The 23976-nt window shown below is 70.7% G+C and carries 28 protein-coding genes, 1 tRNA gene and 2 pseudogenes; 22 read left to right on the forward strand and 9 right to left on the reverse strand.

Annotated features, from left to right (window positions below; genetic code table 11):
* Window position 1 precedes the first annotated feature (1 nt).
* Complete coding sequence (locus H3H34_RS03300) at window positions 2-1060, reverse strand: A/G-specific adenine glycosylase (protein ID WP_194743798.1); 1059 nt, start codon at window positions 1058-1060, stop codon at window positions 2-4.
* Window positions 1061-1087: 27 nt separating this feature from the next.
* On the opposite strand from H3H34_RS03300, the gene H3H34_RS03305 reads away from it, so the two are divergent.
* Window positions 1088-1621: a DUF721 domain-containing protein gene (locus tag H3H34_RS03305; RefSeq protein ID WP_194743799.1), complete on the forward strand. Its 534-nt coding sequence runs from the start codon at window positions 1088-1090 to the stop codon at window positions 1619-1621.
* A gap of 27 nt (window positions 1622-1648) precedes the next feature.
* Here the strand turns inward: H3H34_RS03305 and H3H34_RS03310 are convergent, their stop codons facing one another.
* The gene (locus tag H3H34_RS03310; protein ID WP_194743800.1) at window positions 1649-1819 is read right to left on the reverse strand and encodes a YegP family protein; all 171 of its coding nucleotides are present in this window, start codon (window positions 1817-1819) and stop codon (window positions 1649-1651) included.
* Between the two features lie 186 nt (window positions 1820-2005).
* Between H3H34_RS03310 and H3H34_RS03315 the strand changes: the two genes are divergently transcribed.
* Genes H3H34_RS03315 through H3H34_RS13950 form a run of 3 tightly spaced genes read left to right on the forward strand, consistent with a single transcriptional unit; the run spans window position 2006 to window position 3381 of the window.
* Window positions 2006-2236 carry a BolA/IbaG family iron-sulfur metabolism protein gene (locus H3H34_RS03315; protein ID WP_408033943.1) on the forward strand — a complete coding sequence of 77 codons (231 nt, stop codon included), beginning with the start codon at window positions 2006-2008 and terminating at the stop codon, window positions 2234-2236.
* Between the two features lie 33 nt (window positions 2237-2269).
* Window positions 2270-2599 carry a Grx4 family monothiol glutaredoxin gene (gene grxD / locus H3H34_RS03320; protein WP_194743802.1) on the forward strand — a complete coding sequence of 110 codons (330 nt, stop codon included), beginning with the start codon at window positions 2270-2272 and terminating at the stop codon, window positions 2597-2599.
* Between the two features lie 8 nt (window positions 2600-2607).
* The gene (locus H3H34_RS13950) at window positions 2608-3381 is read left to right on the forward strand and encodes a glycerophosphoryl diester phosphodiesterase membrane domain-containing protein (RefSeq protein WP_194743803.1); all 774 of its coding nucleotides are present in this window, start codon (window positions 2608-2610) and stop codon (window positions 3379-3381) included.
* A gap of 31 nt (window positions 3382-3412) precedes the next feature.
* Here the strand turns inward: H3H34_RS13950 and hemF are convergent, their stop codons facing one another.
* Window positions 3413-4294, reverse strand: a complete 882-nt coding sequence (hemF, locus tag H3H34_RS03330; protein WP_194743804.1) for an oxygen-dependent coproporphyrinogen oxidase — start codon at window positions 4292-4294, stop codon at window positions 3413-3415.
* A 135-nt stretch (window positions 4295-4429) separates the two neighbouring features.
* Between hemF and H3H34_RS03335 the strand changes: the two genes are divergently transcribed.
* Together H3H34_RS03335 and H3H34_RS03340 are read left to right on the forward strand one after the other, a co-directional pair.
* Window positions 4430-5350 carry a haloalkane dehalogenase gene (locus H3H34_RS03335; RefSeq protein WP_194743805.1) on the forward strand — a complete coding sequence of 307 codons (921 nt, stop codon included), beginning with the start codon at window positions 4430-4432 and terminating at the stop codon, window positions 5348-5350.
* 68 nt (window positions 5351-5418) lie between these two features.
* Window positions 5419-5495, forward strand: a tRNA-Asp gene (locus H3H34_RS03340).
* 74 nt (window positions 5496-5569) lie between these two features.
* On the opposite strand, the pseudogene H3H34_RS03345 reads toward H3H34_RS03340, so the two are convergent.
* The 5 genes and pseudogenes from H3H34_RS03345 to H3H34_RS03365 all read right to left on the reverse strand — a co-directional run.
* A pseudogene (locus H3H34_RS03345) lies at window positions 5570-5848 on the reverse strand (chorismate mutase); the annotation flags it as partial.
* Window positions 5830-6042 carry a DUF2842 domain-containing protein gene (locus H3H34_RS03350; RefSeq protein ID WP_194743806.1) on the reverse strand — a complete coding sequence of 71 codons (213 nt, stop codon included), beginning with the start codon at window positions 6040-6042 and terminating at the stop codon, window positions 5830-5832. The pseudogene H3H34_RS03345 and the gene H3H34_RS03350, both read right to left, overlap by 19 nt.
* A 24-nt stretch (window positions 6043-6066) precedes the next feature.
* Window positions 6067-6669 carry a 5-formyltetrahydrofolate cyclo-ligase gene (locus H3H34_RS03355; protein WP_194743807.1) on the reverse strand — a complete coding sequence of 201 codons (603 nt, stop codon included), beginning with the start codon at window positions 6667-6669 and terminating at the stop codon, window positions 6067-6069.
* A gap of 201 nt (window positions 6670-6870) precedes the next feature.
* Entirely contained in the window at window positions 6871-7197 is a 327-nt protein-coding gene (locus H3H34_RS03360) for a cell division protein ZapA (RefSeq protein WP_194743808.1), read from the reverse strand.
* Window positions 7190-7363: a hypothetical protein gene (locus H3H34_RS03365; RefSeq protein WP_194743809.1), complete on the reverse strand. Its 174-nt coding sequence runs from the start codon at window positions 7361-7363 to the stop codon at window positions 7190-7192. The genes H3H34_RS03360 and H3H34_RS03365 overlap by 8 nt, the downstream gene beginning before the upstream one ends.
* A 348-nt stretch (window positions 7364-7711) precedes the next feature.
* Between H3H34_RS03365 and tkt the strand changes: the two genes are divergently transcribed.
* Genes tkt through thiE form a run of 5 tightly spaced genes read left to right on the forward strand, consistent with a single transcriptional unit; the run spans window position 7712 to window position 13478 of the window.
* The gene (gene tkt / locus H3H34_RS03370; RefSeq protein ID WP_328831111.1) at window positions 7712-9670 is read left to right on the forward strand and encodes a transketolase; all 1959 of its coding nucleotides are present in this window, start codon (window positions 7712-7714) and stop codon (window positions 9668-9670) included.
* 25 nt (window positions 9671-9695) lie between these two features.
* On the forward strand, window positions 9696-10700 hold the full coding sequence (gene gap, locus H3H34_RS03375) for a type I glyceraldehyde-3-phosphate dehydrogenase (RefSeq protein ID WP_194743811.1): 1005 nt from the start codon (window positions 9696-9698) through the stop codon (window positions 10698-10700).
* Window positions 10697-11911, forward strand: a complete 1215-nt coding sequence (locus H3H34_RS03380; protein WP_328831113.1) for a phosphoglycerate kinase — start codon at window positions 10697-10699, stop codon at window positions 11909-11911. The genes gap and H3H34_RS03380 overlap by 4 nt, the downstream gene beginning before the upstream one ends.
* Complete coding sequence (locus tag H3H34_RS03385; protein ID WP_194743813.1) at window positions 11908-12822, forward strand: class I fructose-bisphosphate aldolase; 915 nt, start codon at window positions 11908-11910, stop codon at window positions 12820-12822. Before H3H34_RS03380 ends, H3H34_RS03385 begins: the two co-directional genes overlap by 4 nt.
* Window positions 12819-13478, forward strand: coding sequence for a thiamine phosphate synthase (gene thiE, locus H3H34_RS03390; protein WP_194743814.1), 660 nt, complete (start codon window positions 12819-12821; stop codon window positions 13476-13478). Before H3H34_RS03385 ends, thiE begins: the two co-directional genes overlap by 4 nt.
* 10 nt (window positions 13479-13488) lie before the next feature.
* Here thiE and H3H34_RS14110 read toward each other — a convergent pair.
* A pseudogene (locus H3H34_RS14110) lies at window positions 13489-13581 on the reverse strand (PEPxxWA-CTERM sorting domain-containing protein); the annotation flags it as partial.
* 640 nt (window positions 13582-14221) lie between these two features.
* Here H3H34_RS14110 and efp point away from each other — a divergent pair.
* The 11 genes from efp to nuoI all read left to right on the forward strand — a co-directional run bounded on the left by efp (window position 14222) and on the right by nuoI (window position 23953).
* Window positions 14222-14785 (forward strand): elongation factor P, encoded by a 564-nt coding sequence (efp, locus tag H3H34_RS03400; RefSeq protein WP_194743815.1) that lies wholly within the window; start codon window positions 14222-14224, stop codon window positions 14783-14785.
* A 33-nt stretch (window positions 14786-14818) separates the two neighbouring features.
* Window positions 14819-15616, forward strand: a complete 798-nt coding sequence (locus H3H34_RS03405; protein WP_194743816.1) for an inositol monophosphatase family protein — start codon at window positions 14819-14821, stop codon at window positions 15614-15616.
* Window positions 15617-15708: 92 nt separating this feature from the next.
* On the forward strand, window positions 15709-16104 hold the full coding sequence (gene ndhC, locus H3H34_RS03410; protein WP_207790725.1) for an NADH-quinone oxidoreductase subunit A: 396 nt from the start codon (window positions 15709-15711) through the stop codon (window positions 16102-16104).
* Window positions 16095-16646 (forward strand): NuoB/complex I 20 kDa subunit family protein, encoded by a 552-nt coding sequence (locus H3H34_RS03415; RefSeq protein WP_408033947.1) that lies wholly within the window; start codon window positions 16095-16097, stop codon window positions 16644-16646. The genes ndhC and H3H34_RS03415 overlap by 10 nt, the downstream gene beginning before the upstream one ends.
* A gap of 3 nt (window positions 16647-16649) precedes the next feature.
* Window positions 16650-17261, forward strand: coding sequence for an NADH-quinone oxidoreductase subunit C (locus tag H3H34_RS03420; protein ID WP_194743818.1), 612 nt, complete (start codon window positions 16650-16652; stop codon window positions 17259-17261).
* A gap of 80 nt (window positions 17262-17341) precedes the next feature.
* Complete coding sequence (locus H3H34_RS03425) at window positions 17342-18502, forward strand: NADH-quinone oxidoreductase subunit D (RefSeq protein WP_194744098.1); 1161 nt, start codon at window positions 17342-17344, stop codon at window positions 18500-18502.
* Complete coding sequence (locus tag H3H34_RS03430; RefSeq protein ID WP_194743819.1) at window positions 18499-19092, forward strand: complex I 24 kDa subunit family protein; 594 nt, start codon at window positions 18499-18501, stop codon at window positions 19090-19092. The genes H3H34_RS03425 and H3H34_RS03430 overlap by 4 nt, the downstream gene beginning before the upstream one ends.
* Window positions 19092-20402 carry an NADH-quinone oxidoreductase subunit NuoF gene (gene nuoF / locus H3H34_RS03435; protein ID WP_194743820.1) on the forward strand — a complete coding sequence of 437 codons (1311 nt, stop codon included), beginning with the start codon at window positions 19092-19094 and terminating at the stop codon, window positions 20400-20402. Before H3H34_RS03430 ends, nuoF begins: the two co-directional genes overlap by 1 nt.
* A 4-nt stretch (window positions 20403-20406) precedes the next feature.
* A complete protein-coding gene (gene nuoG / locus H3H34_RS03440; protein ID WP_194743821.1) occupies window positions 20407-22416 on the forward strand; it encodes an NADH-quinone oxidoreductase subunit NuoG in 2010 nt (669 codons plus the stop codon).
* Entirely contained in the window at window positions 22416-23471 is a 1056-nt protein-coding gene (gene nuoH, locus H3H34_RS03445; protein ID WP_194743822.1) for an NADH-quinone oxidoreductase subunit NuoH, read from the forward strand. Before nuoG ends, nuoH begins: the two co-directional genes overlap by 1 nt.
* Window positions 23468-23953 carry an NADH-quinone oxidoreductase subunit NuoI gene (gene nuoI, locus H3H34_RS03450; RefSeq protein ID WP_194743823.1) on the forward strand — a complete coding sequence of 162 codons (486 nt, stop codon included), beginning with the start codon at window positions 23468-23470 and terminating at the stop codon, window positions 23951-23953. Before nuoH ends, nuoI begins: the two co-directional genes overlap by 4 nt.
* The last annotated feature ends 23 nt before the right edge of the window (window positions 23954-23976 follow it).

Here is a 23976-nt window from a genome sequence, read left to right on the forward strand (position 1 = left end):
GTCACGCGCGCGCAAGCTCCCTGCCGACGGCCGCGGCCTTGCGGAAGACCGTCGGCAGCCCGGCAAGCGAATCGCGGCTGGTCCAGATGAGCCCTTCGGCGAAGGCAGGCGGCACCGCCAGCCGGATGCCGGCCACCTCGAGCACCAGGTCGAAGTGGGTGAAGCCGTGGCGGACGGGCTCGGCCGCCCAGCGCCAGTCCCCTGGGAAGGGAAGGGCGCGCGGCTGCTCCGCGCTCCAGCCCGTCCCCGGCAGGGCCAGCATTCCGGCGAGGAGGCCGCGTGGCGGCCGGCGGACGAGCGCCACCCGGCCGTCGGCCTCGACCCACCAGACGGAGCCGCGCCGGGTGGGCCGCGCACGGCGCGGCGTCCGCCTTGGGAACGCCTCGGCGAGTCCCAGCGCGCGGGCGTGGCAGCGGGCGGCCAGCGGGCAGCGTGGGCAGTCGGGCGCGCGCGGCCGGCAGACGACGGCCCCGAGATCCATCAGCGCCTGGGCAAAGTCTCCCGCCCGGTCCGCCGGCACCTCCGGCCGCAGCCGCTCGCCAACGGCGCGGAGCAGCGCCGGGCCCTCGGGCTGGAGCGCAAACAGCCGCGCGCCTACCCGCGCCACGTTCGCGTCGACCGGCAGGGTGCGCGCGCCGAACGCCAGCGCGGCAACGGCCGCAGCCGTGTAGGGGCCCAAACCCGGCAGCCGGCGCAGCTCCCCCTCGCTCCGGGGAAACGCCCCTCCGGCTGCGGCAACGGTGCGCGCGCAGCGGAGGAGGTTGCGGGCGCGGGCGTAGTAGCCGAGCCCGGCCCAGGCGGCCATCACCTCCGCATCGTCCGCGGCGGCCAGTGCCGCGACGGTCGGCCACCGCGCGAGGAAGCGGGCATAGGGCTCTCGGGCTGCCTCCACCGTGGTCTGCTGGAGCATGACCTCGGCCAGCCAGACGCGGTAGGGGTCTGGAACGGCGGGCGTTCCGGGCGGCAGACGCCAGGGAAGGTCCCTCGCATTCCGGTCGTACCAGGCGAGGAGCGGTGCCGCGAGGCCGAGGGGGGCAGGCGCTTCGCTCTCGACGGGCACGACCTCCCTCTGGCAGATCGTCCGGCCATGGCAAGACGCCCGCCTGCCGAGCCGGAGCCTGCGCCGCGTCGCGGGCGGCCGAAGGCGATCGGCGAGCTCATCAGCGGCGCCGGTGCCCGCGCCTTTCGCCGCTTCGGCTTCGCCGAGGGGCAGCTGGTTGCGCGCTGGCGCGAGATCGTGGGGCCGGTCTACGCGCGCTGGTCGGCGCCCGAGTCGCTCCGAGCCCAGCGGGGAAAGGGGAGCGGGGAGGGCGCGACGCTGGTGGTGCGCGTCGAGGGGCCGTTCGCGCTTCAGCTCCAGCACGCCGCGCCGGTGATCCTCGAGCGCTGCAACCGCCTGCTTGGCGGCAGCGTGGTGGGCCGGCTCAGGCTCGTGCAGGGCCGCATCGCGCGCGCGGCACCGGCGGGCGAGGCGGAGGAACACGGCCAGGAGGAGAGCCCGGACTCCGCCGGCCCTGCGCCGCCGTCGCTCCGGTCGATCGCCGACCCGGATCTGCGCGCGGCGCTCGATGCGCTGGCACGCGCGGTTGCCACCACGAGCGGCCCGCCGCGGGTCCGCTGAACCCTGGCCCGCTCCGGCGGTCCGCTCTCACACTTCCCTGACGGGTGCAGACGCGCTCGCCTTCACGTTCTCGATCGATTTCGCGGCATCCGCCTTCGCCCTGTACCCTTCCGAAGACGTGGCAAGGATGTTCCCGTTGGCGTGCTTCAGCCGCCAGCGCCATTCGCCGCGGCGATCCCGGTAGAGTTCGAACGTCATCGCATCTCCCTTCCCAGCCACGGCAATCTGCATGTTGGGCGGGTGCGTGGCAAGCGGCGCCAGCCGTCTTGCGCTGCAGGCCGGGCACCGCTAGAAAGGTGATGGATTTCATCAGAGTTTCGCGCACCGGGCGTCATTCAACGTGGCGGAGTGGCCGGTGCGGTTCGGGGAGCCGGGCCGATGCCGATGAGCGCCGAGGAAATCACGCGCCGGATCCGGACGGCGCTGCCCGATGCGGAGGTGACGCTGGTGGCGCTGGCCGACGATGACGACCACTGGGAGGCGACCGTCACCTCGGCAGCCTTCGCGGGGCTTCCCCGGGTGCGGCAGCACCGGCTGGTCTACGAGGCGATCGGCGCCGATATGGGCGGGACGCTCCACGCGCTGAGGCTCATCACCCGGCCGCGGGAGGGTTGACGCGCGCCGGCAAGGCAGGGAAAGGCAGACGCCATGGACGAGGTTGCGAAGCGGATCGCGGACATCATCGCCGGAGATGACGTCGTGCTCTTCATGAAGGGCACCCGCTTCTTTCCCCAGTGCGGCTTCTCGAGCCGGGCGGTTGCCATCCTCGAGCATCTCGGCGTTCCCTTCCGCGAGGTGGACGTGCTCCAGGACCCCGAGATCCGGCAGGGTATCAAGGCCTACAGCAACTGGCCGACCATCCCGCAGCTCTATGTCAAGGGGGAGTTCGTCGGCGGCTCCGACATCATGATGGAGATGTTCGAGGGCGGCGAGCTTCAGGCGCTGCTCGAAGAGGCGCGCATCGGCTCCGCCGACTGAGCGGGGCAGTGCGGTCGGCAGGCGGGCAGCTCTTCGAGATCCTTCCCGAAGTCCGCGACTGTCTCCGCCGTGACGGTTGGGCCATCGCGCCCGTTGCGGGCGCGCTCGTCATCCTGCCGCTCCTCCTCCTGTTCCGCGTGCTCGGCATCGACGTGCTCGATCCGTCGCGCACGCCCAAGGAGCCCGGCCTTGCCGCCAATCTCCTGCTGCTGGTCGTGGTCGGGCTCAACCAGCTTGCCCAGCTGTTCGTAACGGCGCTTGCCGTCGGCTCGGGCGGCGCGACGGTCGGCGCGCTTCTCCTCCGGGGGCTCCGGCTGCTGCCGAGGGCCCTTGCGATCGGCCTGCTCCAGGCCCTCGTCATGTCACCCGGGCTCAGCCTGATGGTCGCGCCCGACCCGGCCGTCGCCTTCCTCGGCGCCTTTGCGCTCGGCGTGGGGATCTACCTCTTCGTCCGGCTCATCCTCGCGGTTCCCGCGCTCGTGCGCGAGACCCTCGGGGTCCGCGCGGCCGTCGCCCGCAGCTGGGAGCTGACGCGCGGCCGCACCCTTGCCCTGCTTGCCCTCCTCGGCGCCCTTCTCGTCGGCTTCTTCCTTCTCGCGGTCGTGCTGCTTGCGCTGGCCGCGCCGGTTGCCGCGATCGCCACGCTGCTCCTCGGTGACGCCGGCCGAGGCTGGGGCCCCGGGCAATGGATCAACGTGCTGGCACTCGCCGCCCTCCAGGCAATGCTGAGCGTGCTCGTCGCGCTGGTTGCCGGCCGCGTCTACCGCGCGCTCGCGGGCTAGACGCGCTGGCGAGGCGCGGGGACGGCGTCCGTCAGTCCCAGCGGGCCTCGGGGGGCAGGCTCATCAGGATTGCGTCTGCATTGCCTCCGGTCTTCAGGCCGAAGACGGTGCCGCGGTCGTAGACGAGGTTGAACTCGGCGTAGAGGCCGCGATAGCGTAGGAGGGTGAGCCGCGCGGCATCGTCCCAGGGCTCGGCCATGCGGCGGCGGACGATCGTGGGGAAGATGCCGAGGAACGCCTCGCCGACCGCGCGCGTGAAGGCGAAGTTGGCTTCGAACGCCGCGTCATCCGGGCATTCGAGATAATCGTAGAAGATGCCGCCCACGCCTCGCTGCCGGTTGCGGTGGGGGATGAAGAAGTAGCTCTCGCACCAGCGCGAGAAGCGGTCCCAGTGCTCCGGGTGGTGCGCATCGCACGCGGCCTTGAGGGCTGCGTGGAAGTCACGGGTGTCCTCCTGGCGGGGCAGCGCCGGGTTGAGGTCCGCGCCGCCGCCGAACCAGCACTTCGTCGTCACGAGGAAGCGCGTGTTCATGTGGACCGCCGGCACGTTGGGGTTCGCCATGTGGGCGACAAGGCTGATGCCGGTTGCGAAGAAGCGTGGATCCTCGGCCGCACCGGGAATGGTCGCGGCAAAGTCCGGCGGGAAGGTGCCATGGACGGTCGAGATGTTCACTCCGACCTTCTCGAACACCCGCCCCTTCATGAGGCCCATGGTGCCGCCGCCGCCGGGCGCGCCGGTCGGGTCGGTCCGGGTCCAGGTACGGGTCGCGAACCGCCCGGGTTCGGCCGGCGCGTTCGGCAGCGCGGGAAGGTCCCGTCCCTCGTCCTCGAGCGCCTCGAAGGCGGCGAAGATGCGGTCCCGCAGGTTCCGGAACCAGGCTTCGGCGGCGGTCTTGCGTTCGTCCATCGTCATGCGCCCGCCTTGCGGGGGCGCCGCGCCGGTTGCAATGGCCTTGCCGCGCGTGCGGCCCGCAGCGGCGTCAGCCACTTGCCGAACGGCTGCGGGCGCGGCATGCCGCGCCCGAATCCTCGCCGGGGTCGGGCCATCATGAACATCCTGCGCACGCCTGACACACAGTTCCTGCGGCTCAACGGGTGGTCCTACCGCCCCCTCTTCACGGAGTTCACCTTCCATCCCTTCGGCTCCGTGCGCACGGCGCACTATGTCGACGGCCCGGCCGATGGGCCCGTTGTCCTCTGTCTGCACGGCGAGCCGACCTGGGCCTATCTCTACCGCCACATGATGCCCGTCCTCGCCGCGGCCGGCGCCCGAGTCGTCGCACCCGACCTTCTCGGCTTCGGCCAGTCGGACAAGATCGCCAGTGGTGACCAGATCAGCTACGAGCTTCTCGTCACCTGGCTCCTGCTCTGGTTCGACCGGCAGAATCTGAACGACGTGACCCTGTTCTGCCAGGACTGGGGTGGGCTTCTGGGCCTCAGGCTGGTGGCGGCCCGGCCGGAGCGGTTCGCCCGGGTGGTCGTCGCCAACACCATGCTGCCCGACGGCCGGATGCCGCCGACCGAAGCCTTCCTGCGCTGGCGCGCCTACAGCCAGCGGCTCGAGCCCTTCGACTGCGGCGCGGTCGTCCACCAGGGCACCATCCACGGCATCTCGCCGGAAGCGGCCGTCGCCTACAACGCCCCCTTCCCGGACGAGCGGCTGAAGGCTGCCCCGCGCCGGCTGCCCCTGCTGGTGCCGATTGCCCCGAGCGATCCTTCCGCGGAGATGAACCAGCTTGCCTGGGAGGTGCTCGAACGGTTCGACCGGCCGTTCCTCACGCTCTTCTCCGACCGGGACCCGGTGACCGCGCCCTACGCGCGCGAGTTCCAGCTGCGGGTCCCGGGCGCGGAGGGCCAGCCGCACGCAGTCATCGCCAACGCCGGGCACTTCGTGCAGGAAGACGCCGGGCCGGAACTGGCCCGGCGCACGCTCGCCTTCATGGGGCTTGCGGTCGGCTCGCCCGCCTGACCGGGCCGCGCACGCCGCCACCCCGCTTGACACCGGGGGGGACCGGCCATAAGCCCCGCCATCCTCGCGCGGGTGTAGCTCAGTCGGTTAGAGCGCCGGCCTGTCACGCCGGAGGTCGCGGGTTCGAGCCCCGTCACTCGCGCCAGGATCTCCTTCGCCCGCGGCCCCCTGGTCGGCGCCGCCGTGCAGCCGGTCCCATGCGGCGAACTCGTGGGCGATCGAGGCCTCGACCAGCTCCTCCCACAGGCGGGCGACGAGATCCGGGTCGAGACCATGGGCGCGGGCGCACTGCCGGACATGGGCGATGACGGCGGCCTTGCGCACCTCATCGCGCACCTCGCTTCGCGCCTGCTTGATCCGTGCAGCCGCATCCATGAAGCGCATCCGCTCGGCCAGCAGGCCAACGAGGGCCGAGTCGATCGCGTCGACTGCGGCGCGCACCTCGGCCATGGTCCGCGCCGCGTCAGGCGCGATCCGAGTCACCGTGGGGTACGCCATCGGCCGGTCTCCATCCAGACGAGAACGGGGCGGAACGGGATGACCCAGGCGAGCCCCAGCACCAGCCAGATGGGAAGCTGGACGAGCGGGTGAAGCGTCGCCACCGGCTCCGCCAGCCGCACGACCCCGAGCGCATAGACGAACAGGAACAGGACGAGGCCGATGATCCCGAGCGGCCGGCGGAGGCTGGGCATGGCCCGCCGAATAGCCTCTGGCCGTCACCGGGGCCAGCCGGCACGGGGTCGCGCGCGGCGGAAGTCGAGCAGCCGGGTCGGCGTGACGACGAGGTCGAGCGGCGCATCCCAGGGCTCCAGCGGCAGCGCGGGGGCCTCCTGCATGTCCCACGCAAGGCCGATGGCAAGCGGCGTGCCTGCGGCCCGGAGGCGGGCGAGCGCCCGGTCGTAATGGCCGCCGCCCTGCCCGAGCCGGCCGCCCGCTGCGTCGAACAGGAGAAGCGGCACGAGGAGGACGTCCGGTGTGACCTCGGGCGCCTCGGGCGGCGGCTCGGGGATGCCGCTGCTGCCGGCTGCCAGCCTCGCGCGCGGGCAGGCGTGGAAGGCGAGGGTCCCGTCGTGGGTGATCCGCGGGAAGCAGAGCCGGCCGATGCGCGCATCGAGGCCCGAGGGATCGACTTCCGCGCCGACAGGCCAATAGCTGGCGACCGTCGCGCCGGACGAGAGGAGTGGCGCGGCGCGCGCGGCAAGCGCGTCTTCGAGCGCGCGGCGCACCGGGGCAGCAAGCGCGGCGACGAACGCGCGCCGGGCGCGGCGGGCGGCCCGGCGCAGCCGCTCCCGTTCGGAGAGGCCGGGCGGGTCGTTCACGCGTCAGCCCGTGCGCGGCGACGGCCGTTCCGTGGCGGGACCGGTGCGACCGTTTGCCTGGAAATCCGCTGACGCCAGGAACGCCAGGTGGGAACCGTGATCGCCGGACCAGGATCCGGCGAGGGACAGCCCCCGTTTCGGATCATATCGCCTCAGGGATGTTCGACGGCGCGCATCGACCAGACCCCGCCATTCGTCAACCTAGGGCCTCGACGGCCCGTGCTCAAGCCTGGCAAGCGTCTCGAGGCGTTCGGCAAGCGCCTCGAGGCCGTCGGCGAGCCGTGCGAGGCGCGCCTCGGCGTGCGGCGCTCCTTCCGGGCCTGCCGCGCCTGACTCGAGCAGGTCGCCCGTTGCCTGCAGCCCCGCCATGAGCAGGAGCCGGGCTTCGGTGAGCGCGCCCAGTGCCTGCTCGAGGCCCTTGGCGCGGCGGTCGAGCTCGCGCGCCGCTGCTAGCAGCGACCGCTCCTCGCCGTCCCGGCAGGCGAGCCGGTAGCTGCGCCCGCCCACCTCGACGAGCACGTCAGCCACGCGACGCTCCGAGCAGGGCATCCAGTTCGGCAAGCGCTGCACGCACTTCCGAGACGAGGTGCGCCCGGCGGCGCATCATCGGTTCGATCCGCGCCGTCGCGCGCTGGCACCGGTCGAGCGCGGCCTCGATGCGCTGCATCAGGCCCTCGACGCCCTCGCCAGCCATGGCCGCTGTCACCCTTCCATCTCGCGAATCTTCCATGCGAGCCCCCGTTCCCTCCGCCTGGACCCCCGGCTTGCCTTTCGGGCGCTCTCTTCGGCCCGCGTGCAGCCCACTCCCCGCATGCGTCGACGCCGGTGCCTGAGGCAATCCTTTTGCGCCAAGAGGTTGAGCGCTCCGGATAAGACGCCTTCTCGCAGCCGGTCAACCGGGATCGGTGCAGATGCCGCAGGGCGGGTCGAGGGCGCCGGTTGATTTCGGGGGTGGCCTTTGCAAGGGGGAGCCGCCGCGGCCGAATCGGCCGCCCGGCGCCGCCTGCCGTTCGCGCGCCGGCGCCGCATCAAGGGGATTGGGGTGACTGCAGCGAGCGATGCCGGGCGTTTGGCTTCGATGGCAAACGCCGTGCGCGCGCTTGCCATGGATGCCATCGAGGCCGCGAACTCGGGCCACCCCGGTATGCCGATGGGCATGGCAGACGTCGCCACGGTCCTGTTCTCACGCTATCTGAAGTTCGACCCGGAAGCGCCTCGCTGGCCTGACCGGGACCGGTTCGTGCTGTCCGCCGGCCACGGGTCGATGCTGCTTTACGCGGCGCTCCACCTGAGCGGCTACGCGCGGCCGACGATGGACGATATCCGCCGGTTCCGGCAGCTCGGGAGCCCGTGCGCCGGCCACCCCGAGGCGACCGAGCTCGAGGGCGTGGAGACCACGACTGGCCCGCTCGGCCAGGGGCTGGCGACGGCCGTCGGCATGGCGATCGCCGAGCGGCACCTGAACGCCGTGTTCGGCGACGCGCTCGTCGACCACCGCACCTTCGTGATTGCCGGCGACGGCTGCCTCATGGAGGGGGTGAGCCAGGAGGCCATCACGCTCGCCGGCCACCTCGGCCTGGGCCGCCTCGTGGTCCTGTTCGACGACAACGGGATCTCGATCGACGGGCCGACGAGCCTTGCGACCTCCGAGGACGTCACGGGCCGGTTCCTGGCTGCCGGCTGGCACGTCGAAGCGTGCGACGGCCATGACGTCGCCGACATCGGCCGGGCGCTCGACGCCGCGCTCGCCGACCCGCGTCCCAGCCTGGTGCGCTGCCGCACCGTCATCGGCTTCGGCGCGCCCACCAAGGCGGGCAGCGAGAAGACCCACGGCAGCCCGCTGGGCGCTGCCGAGGTTGCCGGGGCCAAGGCCGCGCTCGGCTGGACCGCGCCGCCCTTCGAGATTCCGCCCGCCATCCTCGCTGACTGGCGCGCGGCGGGCAGCCGTGGCCGGGCCGTGCGCTCCGCGTGGGAGGCACGGCTTGCCGCGCACCCCGAGCGCGAGGAGTTCCTGCGCCGCATGGACGGCCGGCTGCCGCCGCTCGACCTTTCCATCGCGCCCGCGCCGGTGGCGAGCCGCAAGGCCTCGGAGCTGGTGCTCGAGCGGGTGAACGCTGCGCTCCCCGAGACGATCGGCGGCTCGGCGGACCTCACCGGCTCCAACAACACGCGCAGCGCCGGGCTCCCCGTGCTCGACCGCACCAGCTACGGCGGGCGCTACATCCACTATGGCGTGCGCGAGTTCGGCATGGCCGCCGCCATGAACGGCATGGCCCTCCACGGCGGCATCATTCCCTACGGCGGCACGTTCCTCGTCTTCTCCGACTACTGCCGGCCGGCCTTGAGGCTCGCCGCGCTGCAGCGGCTCGGCGTCATCCACGTGATGACGCACGACTCGATCGGCCTCGGCGAGGACGGCCCCACCCACCAGCCCGTCGAGCACCTGATGGCGCTCCGCGCGATCCCCGACCTCGTCGTCTACCGGCCGGCCGATGCCGTCGAAACGGCCGAGTGCTGGGCACTCGCGCTTGCCGACCGGAAGCGGCCGTCGGTGCTTGCGCTCTCGCGCCAGACGCTGCCGGCGTTGCGCGAGGCGGGCGGCCCCAACCGTTCGGCCGAGGGCGGCTACCGGCTGGTGGCCGCGCGCGCGCCCCGGCGCGTGGTGTTCGTGGCCACCGGCTCGGAGGTGGCGCTCGCCCGCGACGCGGCAGCGCTCCTCGAGGCCGATGGCATCGGCTGCGACGTGATCTCGCTTCCCGCCTGGGCGCTCTTCCTCGCGCGGCCGGCCCCCGAGCGCGCGGCGCTCCTGCCCGAGGGCGTGCTCAAGGTGTCGGTCGAGGCGGGCGTCACCCTCGGCTGGGAGCGGATCGTGGGGACGGACGGGCTCATGATCGGGCTCGACCGGTTCGGCGCCTCGGCGCCTGGCGAAATTCTCTTCCGGCACTTCGGCTTCACGGCAGAGGCGGTTGCGGCGCGCGTGCGCGCGCGGCTGGCAGGCTGACGACAGGACAAAGGGAGCGCATGTCATGGTGAAGGTGGCCATCAACGGGTTCGGGCGGATCGGGCGGCTGGTGCTGCGCGCCCTTGTCGAGACCGGGCGCTCGGACATCGAGGTGGTGGCCATCAACGACCTTGCCGATCCGGCCACGAACGCCCGGCTGCTTGCCCGCGATTCGGTCCACGGCCCCTTTCCAGGCGCCGTTGCGGCCGATGGCGACGCGATCGTCGTCGAGGGCCGGCGCATCCGGGTGACGGCCGAGCGGGACCCGGCGAAGCTCCCGCACCGCGCGCTCGGAGTTGACATCGCGCTCGAGTGCACCGGCCTCTTCACCGATGCGGAGAAGGCCCGCGCCCACCTCGAGGCCGGCGCCCGGCGGGTGCTCGTCTCCGCCCCCGCCAAGGGCGCGGACCTCACCGTGGTCTACGGGGTCAACCACGAGCGGCTGACCGCCGACCACGTGATCGTCTCCAACGCCTCCTGCACCACCAACTGCCTCGCGCCGGTCGCGAAGGTCTGCCACGAGGGCATCGGCATCGTCCGTGGCCTCATGACCACCATCCACGCCTACACCAACGACCAGAAGATCCTCGACCAGGTCCACAAGGACCCGCGACGGGCGCGGGCGGCGGCGATGTCGATGATCCCGACCACCACGGGGGCGGCGCGTGCGGTCGGCGAGGTGCTGCCCGAGCTCAAGGGCAAGCTCGACGGCTCGGCCGTCCGGGTGCCGACCGCCAACGTGAGCCTCGTCGACCTCAGCTTCGTGCCGGCGCGGCCTACCTCGCGCGAGGAAGTGAACGCGCTGCTCAGGGCCGCGGCCGAAGGCCCGCTCAAGGGCATTCTGGCCTACACCGAGGAGCCGCTGGTGTCGGTCGACTTCAACCACGACCCGGCCTCGTCGACCGTCGATGCGCTCGAGACCGCGGTCATCGAGGGCGAGCTGGTGCGGGTGGTCTCCTGGTATGACAACGAATGGGGCTTCTCCTGCCGGATGCTCGACACCGCGGCGGCCATGGGGCGGCTGCTGTGAGCGCAGGCAGGTTCGCAACCCTCGACGACCTGCCGCAGGACCTCTCCGGCAGGCGGGTTCTTGTCCGCGTCGATCTGAACGTGCCGATGGCCGATGGCACGGTGACCGACCGCACGCGGCTCGAGGCTGCCCGGCCCACCATCGCCGAGCTCGCCGGGCGCGGGGCGCGGGTGCTGCTCCTCTCCCACTTCGGCCGGCCGAAGGGGCCTGACCCGGAGTGCACGCTGGCGCACGTCGTCCCGGCGCTTGCCGAGGTTCTGGGGCGCCCGGTCGGCTTCCTCGCCGACTGCGCCGGCGACGACATGGTCGCCGAGACCCGGAAGCTTGCCGACGGCAGCGTGACGGTGCTCGAGAACACCCGCTTCCACCCCGGCGAGGAAGCCAATGATCCGGCGTTCGCGGCCGAGATGGCGAAGCTCGGCGACATCTACGTGAACGACGCCTTCTCCGCCGCCCACCGCGCGCACGCCTCGACCGAGGGGCTGGCCCGCCTGCTGCCCGCCTACGCCGGCCGGCAGATGGAAGCGGAGCTCAAGGCGCTCGAGCAGGCGCTCGGCGCGCCGCGCCACCCGGTCTGCGCCGTGGTGGGCGGCGCCAAGGTCTCGACCAAGATCGCCGTGCTCGAACATCTGGTCCGCCAGGTCGAGCATCTCGTCATCGGCGGCGGCATGGCGAACACCTTCCTCGCTGCGAAGGGCCTCCCCGTGGGCCGTTCGCTCCACGAGCCCGACCAGCTGGAGACCGCGCGGGCGGTCCTCGCGGCAGCAGACTCGGCCGGCTGTACCGTGCACCTGCCCTTCGACGTGGTGGTCGCCCGCGAGTTCCGGGCGCACGCCGACCACCGGATCGTGAACGTCCACCATGTCGAGCCCGACGAGATGATCGTCGACGTGGGCCCTCACGCGATCGAGGCCCTGGCCGACCTTCTCAAGACCTGTGCGACGCTCGTCTGGAACGGGCCGCTCGGCGCCTTCGAGCTTCCCCCCTTCGATACCGGCACGCTCGCCCTTGCCCGCATCGCGGCCGCGCTCACGGAGGAAGGGCACCTCGTCTCGGTCGCGGGCGGCGGGGATACGGTGGCAGCGCTGCACGCGGCCGGCGTTGCCGAGCGCTTCACCTTCGTCTCGACGGCGGGCGGCGCCTTCCTCGAGTGGATGGAAGGCCGCACGCTGCCCGGTGTTGCGGCCCTCATGCGGGAGACCGTCTCATGAAGATGACCAGGACCGTCCGGCGGATCCTCGACGGCTACGAGAGCGACAACCCCGGCACCAAGGCGAACCTTGCCCGCATGCTGATGGCAGGCCGGCTGGGTGGCACGGGGAAGATGGTGATCCTCCCCGTGGACCAGGGGTTCGAACATGGCCCGGCGCGCAGCTTCGCGGTCAATCCGCCGGCCTATGACCCGCACTACCACTTCCGCCTCGCGATCGATGCGGGCCTCAACGCCTACGCGGCCCCGCTCGGCATGCTGGAGGCGGGCGCCGACACCTTCGCCGGCCAGATCCCGACCATCCTCAAGGTCAACAGCTCCAACAGCTGGGCAACCGCCAAGGACCAGGCGGTGACGGCCAGCGTGGACGATGCGCTGAGGCTCGGCTGCGCAGCGATCGGGCTCACCATCTACCCCGGCTCGGAGCAGTTCGACGAGATGGTCGAGGAAGCCCGCGAGCTCATCGCCGAGGCGAAGGCGGTGGGGCTTGCCGCCGTCGTCTGGAGCTATCCGCGCGGCGGCAAGCTCTCGAAGGAGGGCGAACTGGCGCTCGACGTTGGCGCCTATGCTGCGCACCTCGCCTGTCTCATCGGCGCCCACATCGTGAAGGTGAAGCTGCCGACCGACCACATCGAGCAGGCGGACGCGAGGAAGGCCTACGAGGGCGGGGACTGGTCGACCCAGGCGAAACGGGTCGCCCATGTCGTGCAAAGCTGCTTCGAGGGGCGGCGGCTCGTGGTCTTCTCAGGGGGAGCGACCAAGGGCGCGGATGCCGTGTTCGAGGACGCGCGCGCCATCCGCGACGGCGGCGGCAACGGCTCGATCATCGGCCGCAACAGCTTCCAGCGCCCGCGGGACGAAGCGCTCGCGCTCCTCGACCGCATCATCCGCATCTACCTCGGCAGGGAATGAGCGACCCCTTCGAAGGGGACTTCGGCCGCGAGGCGCGCCCCGCCTGCCAGCTCTATCTCGTTTCCCCGCCGACGTTCGACCTCGAGGCACATGCGCGGGCGCTGGAGCGGGCGCTTGCCGCCGGGGGCCCGGTGGCCGCCTACCAGCTGCGGCTGAAGGGCGTGGCCGACGCCGAAGTGCTGGCTGCCGCCGCCCGGCTCGCGCCCCTCTGCCGGGCGCACGACGTGGCCTTCATCGTGAACGACCGGGCGGATCTCGCGAAGGCCGCGGGTGCCGATGGCGTGCACCTTGGCCAGGAGGACGGGAGCGTCGCCGCGGCGCGGGTGCTCATTGGCCACGAGGCGCAGATCGGCGTCACCTGCCACGGCTCGCGCCACCTCGCCATGGAAGCGGGCGAGGCGGGCGCAAACTACGTGGCGTTCGGGGCCTTCTTCGAGACCGGCACCAAGGAGGTCCGCCACCGGGCCGAGCCCGCGATCCTGCGCTGGTGGACGGCGCTCTCGCCCATTCCCTGCGTGGCGATCGGCGGCATCACGCCGGCCAACTGCCGGCCGCTCGTCGAGGCGGGCGCAGACTTCCTCGCCGTCTCGGGCGCCATCTGGAACGCACCCGACCCGGCCGAGGCGGTGCGGGCCTTCGCGCCCGTCCTCGCCTGAGAGCTGCGGCTCAGGCGAACGCCGGCCGCCGGCGGGCCGCCACTCCGACGAGGCCGAAGCCCGCGATCATCAGCGCCCAAGTGCCCGGCTCGGGGATCACGCCGCCGGGCACGACCCGGTTCGCGACCCAGCCGGTGCCGTTCGGCGTGGTCTGGTTCACGAACACGGGAAGGCTGGCCGACATGGGGCCGGCAAGCGAGGCGGAGACCACTTCAACGCCGTAGGGGATGAAGGCGCAGAAGCTCGGGAAGGGATGCCTGCAGCGGTTGGGAAAACTGACTGTCGCCAGCACGAGGTACCCGATGTCCGGCGCGAAGGAGAAGAAGATGGGGTCGGGAATGTTGGGGCGCCGGATCTGCAGCACCGAGCCATCGGCCTCACAGGGAAGCGAGTCACCGAGGGTAAGCGACAACTCGAGGAACAGGGGATCGATCGGATCCTCCCTGGCCGCGTCGGGCCATTCCGGCGGATCGGAGGAGACGCTCCAGCCGGAGGCGGAGAAGGATCCGTTGACGGTGACGACAGCAGCCTGGGCGCCGGTCGCCACCAGCCCTGCGACGGTGAAAGACAGCAACGCGCGCATGACAGATTTCCCCTGTTGACGACGGCACTGCAACGACAGGGCGAAGGACAGACAATCCTCGGGGATGGAGCGCGCATCTTCGGGTGGCCGGCTTTGACCCGGCCGGCGCGCCGGGCTAGGGCGTCGCCTCCATCATCCTCAAAGCGTTGGCTCGACCCCCATGAAGATCAGCGGCGTGGACATCCGTCCGGGAAACATCATCGAATATGAAGGCGGAATCTGGCGGGTGGTGAAGACCCAGCACACCCAGCCGGGCAAGGGCGGCGCGTACATGCAGGTCGAGATGAAGAACCTGGTGGACGGCCGCAAGACGAACGTCCGCTTCCGCTCCGCCGAGACGGTGGAGCGCGTCCGGCTCGACACCAAGGACTTCACCTTCCTCTACCCGGAAGGCGACAGCCTCGTCTTCATGGACAAGGAGACCTACGAACAGGTGCAGCTGCCACGCGACCTCCTCGGCGATGCCGCCGCCTTCCTGACCGACGGCATGGACGTGGTGATGGAGCTCCACGAGGACAAGCCCATCTCCGTGCAGCTGCCCGAGCAGGTGGAGGCAACCGTCGTCGAGGCGGATGCGGTGGTGAAGGGGCAGACGGCAAGCTCCAGCTACAAGCCGGCGCTGCTCGAGAACGGGGTCCGCATCATGGTGCCGCCGCACATCGAGGCGGGCACCCGCATCGTCGTCGACGTCTACGAGCAGGCCTACGTCCGCCGCGCGGACTGAGCGCCGGCTCGAGGCCCCGGGGAAAGGCCCCTCTTGTCCCAGTCCGCGATCATCACCGTCATGGAGCGCGCGGCCCGCAAGGCCGCCCCCCGCCTGCGCCGCGACTTCGGTGAGGTGAGCCAGCTCCAGGTCTCCCGGAAGGGGCCGGCGGACTTCGTCTCGAACGCCGACCGGGCCGCCGAGCAGACGCTTCTCGAGGAGCTGCGCAGGGCGCGCCCGGGCTGGGGCTTCCTTCTCGAGGAAGAGGGCGAGATCCCCGGCGAACCGGGCGCGCCGCGATTCATCATCGACCCGCTGGACGGCACCTCCAACTTCCTCCACGGCATTCCCCACTTCGCGATCTCGATCGCCGCCGAGCACGAGGGCGTGGTGAAGGCCGCGCTCGTCTACCAGCCCCTGACCGACGAGAGCTTCTGGGCCGAGCAGGGGAGGGGGGCGTGGCTGCACAATGCGCGGCTGCGCGTCTCGGGCCGGCGCGAGCTTGCCGACTGCCTGATCGCGACCGGCATTCCCTACCGCGGCCACGGCGACCAGGCGCAGTTCGAGGCCATCCTCGCCCGCGTCATGCCCGAGGTGGCGGGAATCCGCCGGTTCGGCGCCGCCAGCCTCGACCTTGCCTGGGTGGCGGCCGGGCGATTCGACGGCTTCTGGGAGCAGGGGCTTTCCGAATGGGATGTCGCGGCGGGCATCCTTCTGGTGCGCGAGGCCGGCGGCTTCGTCTCCGACTTTCGCGGCGGGGACCGCATGGTCGAGCGGCGCGAGATCGTCGCCGGCACCGACATGACGCACTCGCGGCTGCACCGGCTGGTCGCGGCGGCGCTGCGCGGCTGAGGCGGCCTTGGCGCGGGGCGCATGGCTGCCGCGACACGCCCGCGCTTGCTGGCGCCGGCGGCGGGGCGTAGGAACCCCGGTGGAGACTGCCGATGGCTGACGTGAACGCGATCGCGCTCGAATACCTGCCCATCATGATCTTCTTCGGGCTGGCGGTGGCGTTTGCGCTTCTCTTCGTCGGCGCGCCGATCCTCGTCGCCCGCCTTACAGGCACGGCAAAGCCCTATGCCGACAAGCTGGCCGAATACGAGAGCGGCTTTCCGGCCTTCGCCTCTGCACGCGGCCGCTTCGACGTCCGCTTCTACCTCGTCTCCATCCTCTTCATCATCTTCGACCTCGAGGTCGCCTTCCTCTTTCCGTGGGCGGTCAGCCTTGCCCACATGGGAGAGGACCTCGTGTTTGCCTGGGGCTCGATGATGGTGTTCCTGGCCCTGCTGACCGTCGGCTTCATCTACGAGTGGAAGAAGGGAGCGCTCGACTGGGAATGAGCGGCGATCTGGTTTCTCCCCCCGCCGCGCGCCGGGACGAGGCGTTGGAAGCGCAGGTCTTCCGGCCGATGGCCCACGAGTTCTCGAACCAGGGCTTCGTGCTCTCGAGCCTCGAGGATGTCGCGAAGTGGGCGCGCACCGGCTCGCTCTGGTGGATGACCTTCGGGCTGGCCTGCTGTGCGGTCGAGATGATGCACACCAACATGCCGCGCTTCGACATGGAGCGGTTCGGCGTGGCGCCGCGGGCTTCCCCGCGCCAGTCGGACCTCATGATCGTGGCCGGCACGCTGTGCAACAAGATGGCGCCCGCGCTCCGGCGGGTCTACGACCAGATGCCGGAGCCGCGCTACGTGATCTCCATGGGAAGCTGCGCCAACGGCGGCGGCTACTACCACTACAGCTATTCGGTGGTCCGCGGCTGCGACCGGATCGTGCCCGTCGACATCTACGTGCCCGGCTGCCCGCCGACGGCCGAGGCGCTCCTCTACGGCATCATGGCGCTGCAGCGGAAGATCCGCCGCACCGGCACGTTCGAGCGCTAGGCCGTGGCATCGCAGGTTCCTGCCCTTCGCCCTCTTGACGGGCTTGCCGACCGGGCGACGGCGCTGCTCGCGCCCCACCTCCTCGAGACGCGCGAGCGCGCCGGCGAGCTTTCCCTCGTGGTGGCCCGCGAGGGCGTGCGCGAGGTGCTGGAGCGGCTGCGCGATGCGCCCGACCTCGCGTTTGCCCAGCTCGTCGACATCTCGGGCGTGGACTGGCCGGAGCGCCCTGAACGCTTCGAGGTGAACTACCACCTGCTTTCGCTGCGGCATAATCTGAGGCTCAGGGTGAAGGTTTCGACGGACGAGACGACGCCTGTGCCCTCGGTCGTTCCCCTGTTCCCGAACGCGGGCTGGTACGAGCGCGAGGTGTTCGACATGTTCGGCGTGCTGTTCGAGGGGCACCCCGACCTGCGGCGGATCCTCACCGACTACGGGTTCGAGGGCCACCCCTTCCGCAAGGACTTCCCGCTCACCGGCCATGTCGAGATCCGCTACTCCGAGACGGAGCAGCGGATCGTCCAGGAACCGGTGCAGCTCCGGCAGGATTTCCGCAGCTTCGACTTCCTCTCTCCCTGGGAGGGCATGCTGCCCGGCGACGAGAAGGCAGGCACGTGAGCGAGCGGCGCACCGTCACCCTCGGCACCCCGGACCCGCAGGCGCTCGGCGATGCGCCCGGGAGCGTGCACCAGAACTACATGATCAACTTCGGGCCGCAGCACCCTGCCGCGCACGGGGTGCTGCGGCTGGTGCTCGAGCTCGACGGCGAGGTGATCGAGCGGGTCGACCCCCACATCGGCCTCCTCCACCGGGGGACCGAGAAGCTCTGCGAGTACAAGACCTACCTGCAGGCGCTCCCCTACATGGACCGCCTCGACTACTGCTCGCCGATGTCGATGGAGCACTCCTACGTGCTCGCCATCGAGAAGCTGCTCGGGCTCGAGGTGCCGCCCCGCGCGCAGTGGCTGCGCCTGCTCTGGGCCGAGATCATGCGGATCTCGAACCACATCCTCAACACGACGACCCACGCGATGGACGTGGGCGCGCTCACCCCCATCCTCTGGCTGTTCGCCGAGCGCGAGCGCATCTACGACTTCTCCGAACGCGTGTCGGGCGCGCGGATGCACGCCGCCTGGTTCCGCCCCGGCGGAGTCCACCAGGACATGCCGGAAGGGCTTGCCGACGACATCCGGGCATTCGCCGAGCGCCTGCCGAAGGCGCTCGACGACATGATGGACCTTGTCGGCGGCAACCGCATCTTCCGCCAGCGCAACGTCGACATCGGCGTGATCTCGGCAGCCGATGCCATTGCCTGGGGCTTCTCGGGGCCGTGTCTGCGCGCCTCCGGCGTGCCGTGGGACCTGCGCAAGGCCCAGCCCTACGAGACCTACGCGGACGTCGACTTCGAGGTTCCAGTGGGCAGGAACGGGGACTGCTACGACCGCTTCCTCGTCCGCGTCGAGGAGATGCGCCAGTCGGTGAAGATCATCCACCAGGCGCTCGACCGGCTGGAGCGGCTGAAAGGGGAGCCCGTGGCGGCCTTCGACCCGAAGGTGGTGCCGCCGCGGCGGGGCGAGATGAAGCGGTCGATGGAAGCGCTCATCCAGCACTTCAAGCTCTACACCGAAGGCTTCCACGTGCCGGCCGGCGAGGTCTATGTGGCGACCGAGAGCCCGAAGGGCGAGTTCGGGATCCACCTTGTCGCCGACGGCACCAACCGGCCCTACCGCTGTCACATCCGGGCAACCGGCATGGCGCATCTTCAGGCGATGGACTTCCTCTGCCGCGGCCACATGCTGGCCGATGCCCCAGCCATTCTCGGCAGCCTCGACATCGTCTTTGGCGAGGTGGACAGGTGAGCGACTTCCGCGACTTCCGCTGGACGCCCGAAAATGCCCGCGAGGCGGAGCGGATCATCGCCCGCTATCCGAAGGGCCGCGAGGCGTCTGCCATCATGCCGCTCCTGTGGCTCGCGCAGAACCAGATGCGCGACGAGACCGGGATTGCCTGGCTGCCACTGCCGGTCATCGAGTATGTCGCAGCGCAAATCGGCATGCCCAAGATCCGCGCACTCGAAGTCGCCACCTTCTACACCATGTACAACCTGAAGCCGATCGGCCGGTTCCACGTGCAGGTCTGCGGCACCACCCCCTGCTGGCTCCGGGGCTCCGACGAGGTGTTCCGCGCCTGCTTCGACCGGGGCCTGAAGAAAGGCGAGACGACGCCCGACGGGCTCTTCACCCTCTCCGAGGTGGAGTGCCTCGGCGCCTGCGCCAACGCGCCGGTGATGCAGGTGAACGACGACAACTATGAGGATCTGAGCTACGAGACGACGCTCGCCGTGCTCGACGCGCTGGCTGCCGGCCGCACGCCGAAGCCGGGCAGCCAGATCGGCCGCACGGCCTCCTGCCCGGAGGGCGGGCCGACGACGCTCAAGGAGCTGGCCTGATGCTCGCCGACCGCGACCGCATCTTCACCAACCTCTACGGCTTCCAGCCGTGGGGCATCACCCATGCCATGCAGCGGGGCGACTGGGTGGATACGCGCGCGCTGATGGCGATGGGGCAGGACGCGATCATCGCGGCCGTCAAGGAGTCGGGCCTGCGCGGCCGCGGCGGGGCAGGCTTCCCGACGGGCATGAAGTGGAGCTTCATGCCGAAGGAACCCAAGCCCGACCGGCCGTCCTTCCTCGTGGTCAATGCCGACGAGAGCGAGCCGGGGAGCTGCAAGGACCGGGAGATCATCCGCCACGAGCCGCACAAGCTCATCGAGGGTGCGCTGCTTGCCGGCTACGCCATGCGGGCGCGCGCGGCCTACATCTACATCCGCGGCGAGTACATCCGCGAGGCGGAGGTGCTGTTCGCCGCCGTCGAGGAAGCCTATGCGAAGGGCTTTCTCGGCCGGAACGCCTGCGGCTCGGGCTACGAGTTCGACGTCTTCGTCCACCGCGGCGCCGGGGCCTACATCTGCGGCGAGGAAACCGCGATGATCGAGAGCCTGGAGGGCAAGAAGGGCCAGCCTCGCCTCAAGCCGCCCTTCCCGGCGGGCGCGGGCCTCTACGGCTGCCCCACCACGGTCAACAACGTCGAGTCGATCGCGGTCGTCCCCACCATCCTCCGGCGGGGCGCGGACTGGTTTGCCGGCATCGGCCGGCCCAACAACAGCGGCACCAAGCTCTTCCAGATCTCCGGCCACGTGAACCGCCCGTGCGTGGTGGAGGAGGCGATGAGCATCCCCTTCCGCACCCTCATCGAGGAGCATTGCGGCGGGATCCGCGGCGGGTGGGACAATCTGCTGGCCGTCATTCCCGGCGGCTCCTCGGTGCCTCTGGTGCCCGCCGAGCAGATCATCGATTGTCCCATGGACTTCGATGCGCTGAAGGAGCTGAAATCGGGGCTGGGCACCGCCGCCGTCATCGTCATGGACAAGTCGACCGACATCGTGAAGGCGATCGCGCGGCTCTCCTACTTCTACAAGCACGAGAGCTGCGGCCAGTGCACGCCCTGCCGCGAAGGGACGGGGTGGATGTGGCGGGTGATGGAGCGGCTGGTCACGGGCGATGCCGAGCCGCACGAGATCGACCTTCTCCTCGACGTCACGACTCAGGTGGAGGGCCACACCATCTGCGCGCTGGGCGATGCCGCGGCCTGGCCGATCCAGGGCCTCATCCGCCACTTCCGGCCCGAGATCGAGCGGCGGATCGCGCGACGGAAGGGTTTCGTGGCCATGCCCGAGGCCCTGCCGCAGGCGGCGGAGTGAACCGATGCCGAAGGTGACCGTTGACGGGATCGAGGTGGAGGTGCCGGCCGGCGCCACCGTCATGCAGGCCTGCGAGATGGCGGGGAAGGAGATCCCGCGCTTCTGCTACCACGAGCGGCTGTCGATCGCCGGCAACTGCCGCATGTGCCTCGTCGAGGTCTCGCCCGGGCCGCCCAAGCCGCAGGCAAGCTGTGCGCTGCCGGCGGCCGAGGGCCAGGTGATTACCACGACGAGCGAGAAGGTGCGGAAGGCGCGGGAAGGGGTGATGGAATTCCTTCTCATCAATCACCCGCTCGACTGCCCCATCTGCGACCAGGGCGGGGAGTGCGACCTCCAGGACCAGGCCATGGCCTATGGCCGCGGCTACTCGCGCTTCGCCGAGAACAAGCGGGCAGTCACCGAGAAGTACATGGGGCCGCTCGTCAAGACGGTGATGACGCGCTGCATCCACTGCACGCGCTGCGTCCGCTTCGCCGAGGAAGTGGCCGGGGTTGAGGAGATCGGTGCCCTCTTCCGCGGCGAGAACATGCAGATCACGAGCTACCTCGAGCAGGCCGTCACCTCGGAGGTCTCGGGCAACATCATCGACCTCTGCCCGGTGGGCGCGCTCACCGCCAAACCGACCGCCTTCACCGCCCGGCCCTGGGAGCTCACCCGCACCGACACGATCGACGCAATGGACGCTGTCGGCTCCAACACCGTCGCGCACAGCCGGTCGGGAACCGTCATCCGCATCACCCCGCGCGTCAATGACGACGTGAACGAGGAGTGGATTTCCGACATTGCCCGCTTCGGCGTGGACGGCCTCAGGGAGCGGCGGCTCGACCGGCCGTGGGTGCGGGTGGACGGGCGCCTGCGCGAGGCAAGCTGGGCCGCGGCGTTCGCCTCGATCGCCGCGAGGGCAGAGGGCGTGCCCGGCGAGCGGGTCGCGGCACTCGTCGGGCCGATGGCGGCGCTCGAGGAGATGGTGGCGCTCCGCGACCTCCTCACCGGCCTCGGGGCGAGCCGGATCGAGTGCCGGCTCGATGGGTCAGCGGTCGGCGAGGCACCGTTTGCCGACCGCTCGCACTGGCGGTTCAACACGACGCTTGCCGGCCTCGAGCAGGCCGATTCGATCCTCCTTGTGGGCAGCGCCATCCGTCACGATGCCCCGCTCGTGATGACGCGGATCAGGAAGGCGGTCCGTGCGGGCGCCGAGCTCTTCGTCATCGGCGAGGAGCGCGAGCTCGGCGCGCCCGCCACCTTCCTCGGCGACGATCTTTCGGCGCTTGCCGCGCTGCCGGAGGCCTTCCTCAGGGCCGAGCGCCCGGCGGCGCTCGTCGAGAGCCGCAACGCGCGCGCCGAGGTGCTGGCAGCCGTCGCCGCCCTGCCGCTCGTCCGCGAGGGCTGGAACGGGTTCAACCTTCTTCACACCGACGCCAGCCGGGTGGGTGCGCTCGAGCTCGGGCTGGTGGTGCCGGGCGGGCTCTCCGCGCTTGCCGCCGACCCGCCCGAGCTTCTGTTCCTGCTCGGCGTGGACGAGATCGACCTTGCGCCCTTCGCCGGGGCATTCAAGGTCTACCTCGGCTCCCACGGCGACCGCGGCGCGGCAGCAGCGGACGTCATCCTGCCGGCGGCGGCGTGGCTCGAGAAGCCGGGCACCTTCGTCAACATGGAAGGCCGGGTGCAGCGGTCGCTGCGCGCCGTCTTCCCCCCAGGCGATGCCCGCGAGGACTGGACGATCCTGCGCGCGCTGGCCGACCGGCTCGGCGTGCGCCTGCCCTACGACGACCTCGCGACGCTGCGCCGCCGCATCGCCCACGAATGGCCGCAGCTCGGGGCAGAAGGCCTCGCGCCCGCCCCGTGGGTCGCGCCCGACGTGGCCGGCTTCGGCGCGCCGTCTGGCCCGACGGTCAGGCGCTCGGCCGGCTTCTACACGGCCACCCCGATCCTCCGTGCCAGCCCCACCATGGCCGCCTGCGTTGCCGAGATCGTGGAGGGCCGGAAGCCCCAGCTTCTCGAGGCCGCCGCCTGATGGTCGCCTGGTTCCAGTCTGAGCTCGGCACCGGCCTCGGCTGGTTCGTGGCCCATCTTCTCTTCGCACTGGCGATCGCGCTCCCCGTGATGGCGGTCATGGCCATGTCGACCTGGGTCGACCGCAAGGTCTGGGCCCTGATGCAGCTGCGCAAAGGCCCCAACGTGGTCGGCGCCTTCGGCCTCGCCCAGCCCTTTGCCGACGGCATCAAGCTGTTCCTGAAGGAAACGATCATCCCGACCGGTGCGTCGCGGGGGGTGTTCCTGCTTGCCCCCATGATCAGCTTCGTGCTCGCGCTCGTCGCCTGGGCCGTCATCCCCTTCGATGCCGGCCTCGTCCTTGCCGACATCAATGTCGGCCTCCTCTACCTCTTCGCCGTCTCCTCGCTCGGCGTCTACGGCATCATCATGGCGGGCTGGGCGTCCAACTCGCGCTACCCCTTCCTGGGCGGCCTTCGCTCGGCGGCGCAGATGGTCTCCTACGAGGTCTCGATCGGCTTCATCCTCATCTGCGTGGTGCTCTACGCCTCCTCGTTCAACCTGACCGAGATCGTCGAGGCGCAGAAGGGCGCGATCCTCGGCGTCTTCAGCATGAACATCCTGAACCCCCTGCTGCTGCCGATGGCGGTCATGTTCTTCATCTCCGCGCTTGCCGAGACCAACCGTCCGCCCTTCGACCTGCCGGAGGCGGAAGCCGAGCTCGTCGCCGGCTATCAGACCGAATATTCGTCGATGGCCTTCGCGCTTCTCATGCTCGGCGAGTACATGAACATCCTCCTCATGTGCGCGCTCGCCTCGATCCTGTTCCTCGGCGGCTATCTCCCGCCGGTCGACTGGGCGCCGCTCTATGCCGTGCCGGGCATCGTCTGGCTCTTCCTCAAGATCGTCCTTGTCTTCTTCCTCTTCGCCTGGGTGAAGGCGCTGGTGCCGCGCTACCGCTACGACCAGCTGATGCGGCTGGGCTGGAAGGTGTTCCTGCCCATCTCGCTCGTCTGGGTCGCGCTCGTCTCGGGCTGGCTCGTCTTCACCGGCCATTTCTCCGGAGGTGGCGCATGAGACTCGTCGACCGCGCGAAGGCGCTTCTCCTCCTTGAGTTCCTGAAGGGCATGGCGCTCACGCTCCGCTACGCCTTCAAGCCGAAGGAAACGGTCAACTACCCGTTCGAGAAGGGGCCGCTGTCGCCCCGGTTCCGCGGCGAGCATGCGCTCAGGCGCTACCCCAACGGCGAGGAGCGCTGCATCGCCTGCAAGCTGTGCGAGGCGGTCTGCCCGGCGCAGGCCATCACCATCGAGGCCGAGGTGCGGGCCGATGGCTCGCGGCGCACCACCCGTTACGACATCGACATGACGAAGTGCATCTACTGCGGGCTGTGCCAGGAGGCCTGCCCGGTCGATGCCATCGTCGAGGGCCCCAACTTCGAGTTCGCCGCCGAGACCCGCGAGGAGCTCATGTACGACAAGGAAAAGCTGCTGGCGAACGGCGAGCGCTGGGAGCGGGCGATCGCGGCCAACATCCAGGCCGACGCGCGCTACCGCTAGCAGGCGCATGACTGCGCGCATCG

The sequence above is a fragment of the Thermaurantiacus tibetensis genome, from assembly GCF_015354055.1.
GTDB lineage: Bacteria > Pseudomonadota > Alphaproteobacteria > Sphingomonadales > Sphingomonadaceae > Thermaurantiacus > Thermaurantiacus tibetensis.

Bases quoted from the DNA above. Each gene is read 5' to 3' on its own strand.
- nuoF (WP_194743820.1), top strand. From the start codon at position 19,092: ATGCTCGCCGACCGCGACCGCATCTTCACCAACCTCTACGGCTTCCAG.
- gap (WP_194743811.1), top strand. From the start codon at position 9,696: ATGGTGAAGGTGGCCATCAACGGGTTCGGGCGGATCGGGCGGCTGGTG.
- H3H34_RS03365 (WP_194743809.1), bottom strand. From the start codon at position 7,363: ATGGCTGGCGAGGGCGTCGAGGGCCTGATGCAGCGCATCGAGGCCGCG.
- H3H34_RS03425 (WP_194744098.1), top strand. From the start codon at position 17,342: ATGATCAACTTCGGGCCGCAGCACCCTGCCGCGCACGGGGTGCTGCGG.
- H3H34_RS03305 (WP_194743799.1), top strand. From the start codon at position 1,088: ATGGCAAGACGCCCGCCTGCCGAGCCGGAGCCTGCGCCGCGTCGCGGG.
- hemF (WP_194743804.1), bottom strand. From the start codon at position 4,294: ATGACGATGGACGAACGCAAGACCGCCGCCGAAGCCTGGTTCCGGAAC.
- H3H34_RS03315 (WP_408033943.1), top strand. From the start codon at position 2,006: ATGAGCGCCGAGGAAATCACGCGCCGGATCCGGACGGCGCTGCCCGAT.
- H3H34_RS03335 (WP_194743805.1), top strand. From the start codon at position 4,430: ATGAACATCCTGCGCACGCCTGACACACAGTTCCTGCGGCTCAACGGG.
- efp (WP_194743815.1), top strand. From the start codon at position 14,222: ATGAAGATCAGCGGCGTGGACATCCGTCCGGGAAACATCATCGAATAT.
- thiE (WP_194743814.1), top strand. From the start codon at position 12,819: ATGAGCGACCCCTTCGAAGGGGACTTCGGCCGCGAGGCGCGCCCCGCC.
- nuoG (WP_194743821.1), top strand. From the start codon at position 20,407: ATGCCGAAGGTGACCGTTGACGGGATCGAGGTGGAGGTGCCGGCCGGC.
- ndhC (WP_207790725.1), top strand. From the start codon at position 15,709: ATGGCTGACGTGAACGCGATCGCGCTCGAATACCTGCCCATCATGATC.
- nuoH (WP_194743822.1), top strand. From the start codon at position 22,416: ATGGTCGCCTGGTTCCAGTCTGAGCTCGGCACCGGCCTCGGCTGGTTC.
- H3H34_RS03350 (WP_194743806.1), bottom strand. From the start codon at position 6,042: ATGCCCAGCCTCCGCCGGCCGCTCGGGATCATCGGCCTCGTCCTGTTC.
- grxD (WP_194743802.1), top strand. From the start codon at position 2,270: ATGGACGAGGTTGCGAAGCGGATCGCGGACATCATCGCCGGAGATGAC.
- H3H34_RS03385 (WP_194743813.1), top strand. From the start codon at position 11,908: ATGAAGATGACCAGGACCGTCCGGCGGATCCTCGACGGCTACGAGAGC.
- nuoI (WP_194743823.1), top strand. From the start codon at position 23,468: ATGAGACTCGTCGACCGCGCGAAGGCGCTTCTCCTCCTTGAGTTCCTG.
- H3H34_RS03310 (WP_194743800.1), bottom strand. From the start codon at position 1,819: ATGACGTTCGAACTCTACCGGGATCGCCGCGGCGAATGGCGCTGGCGG.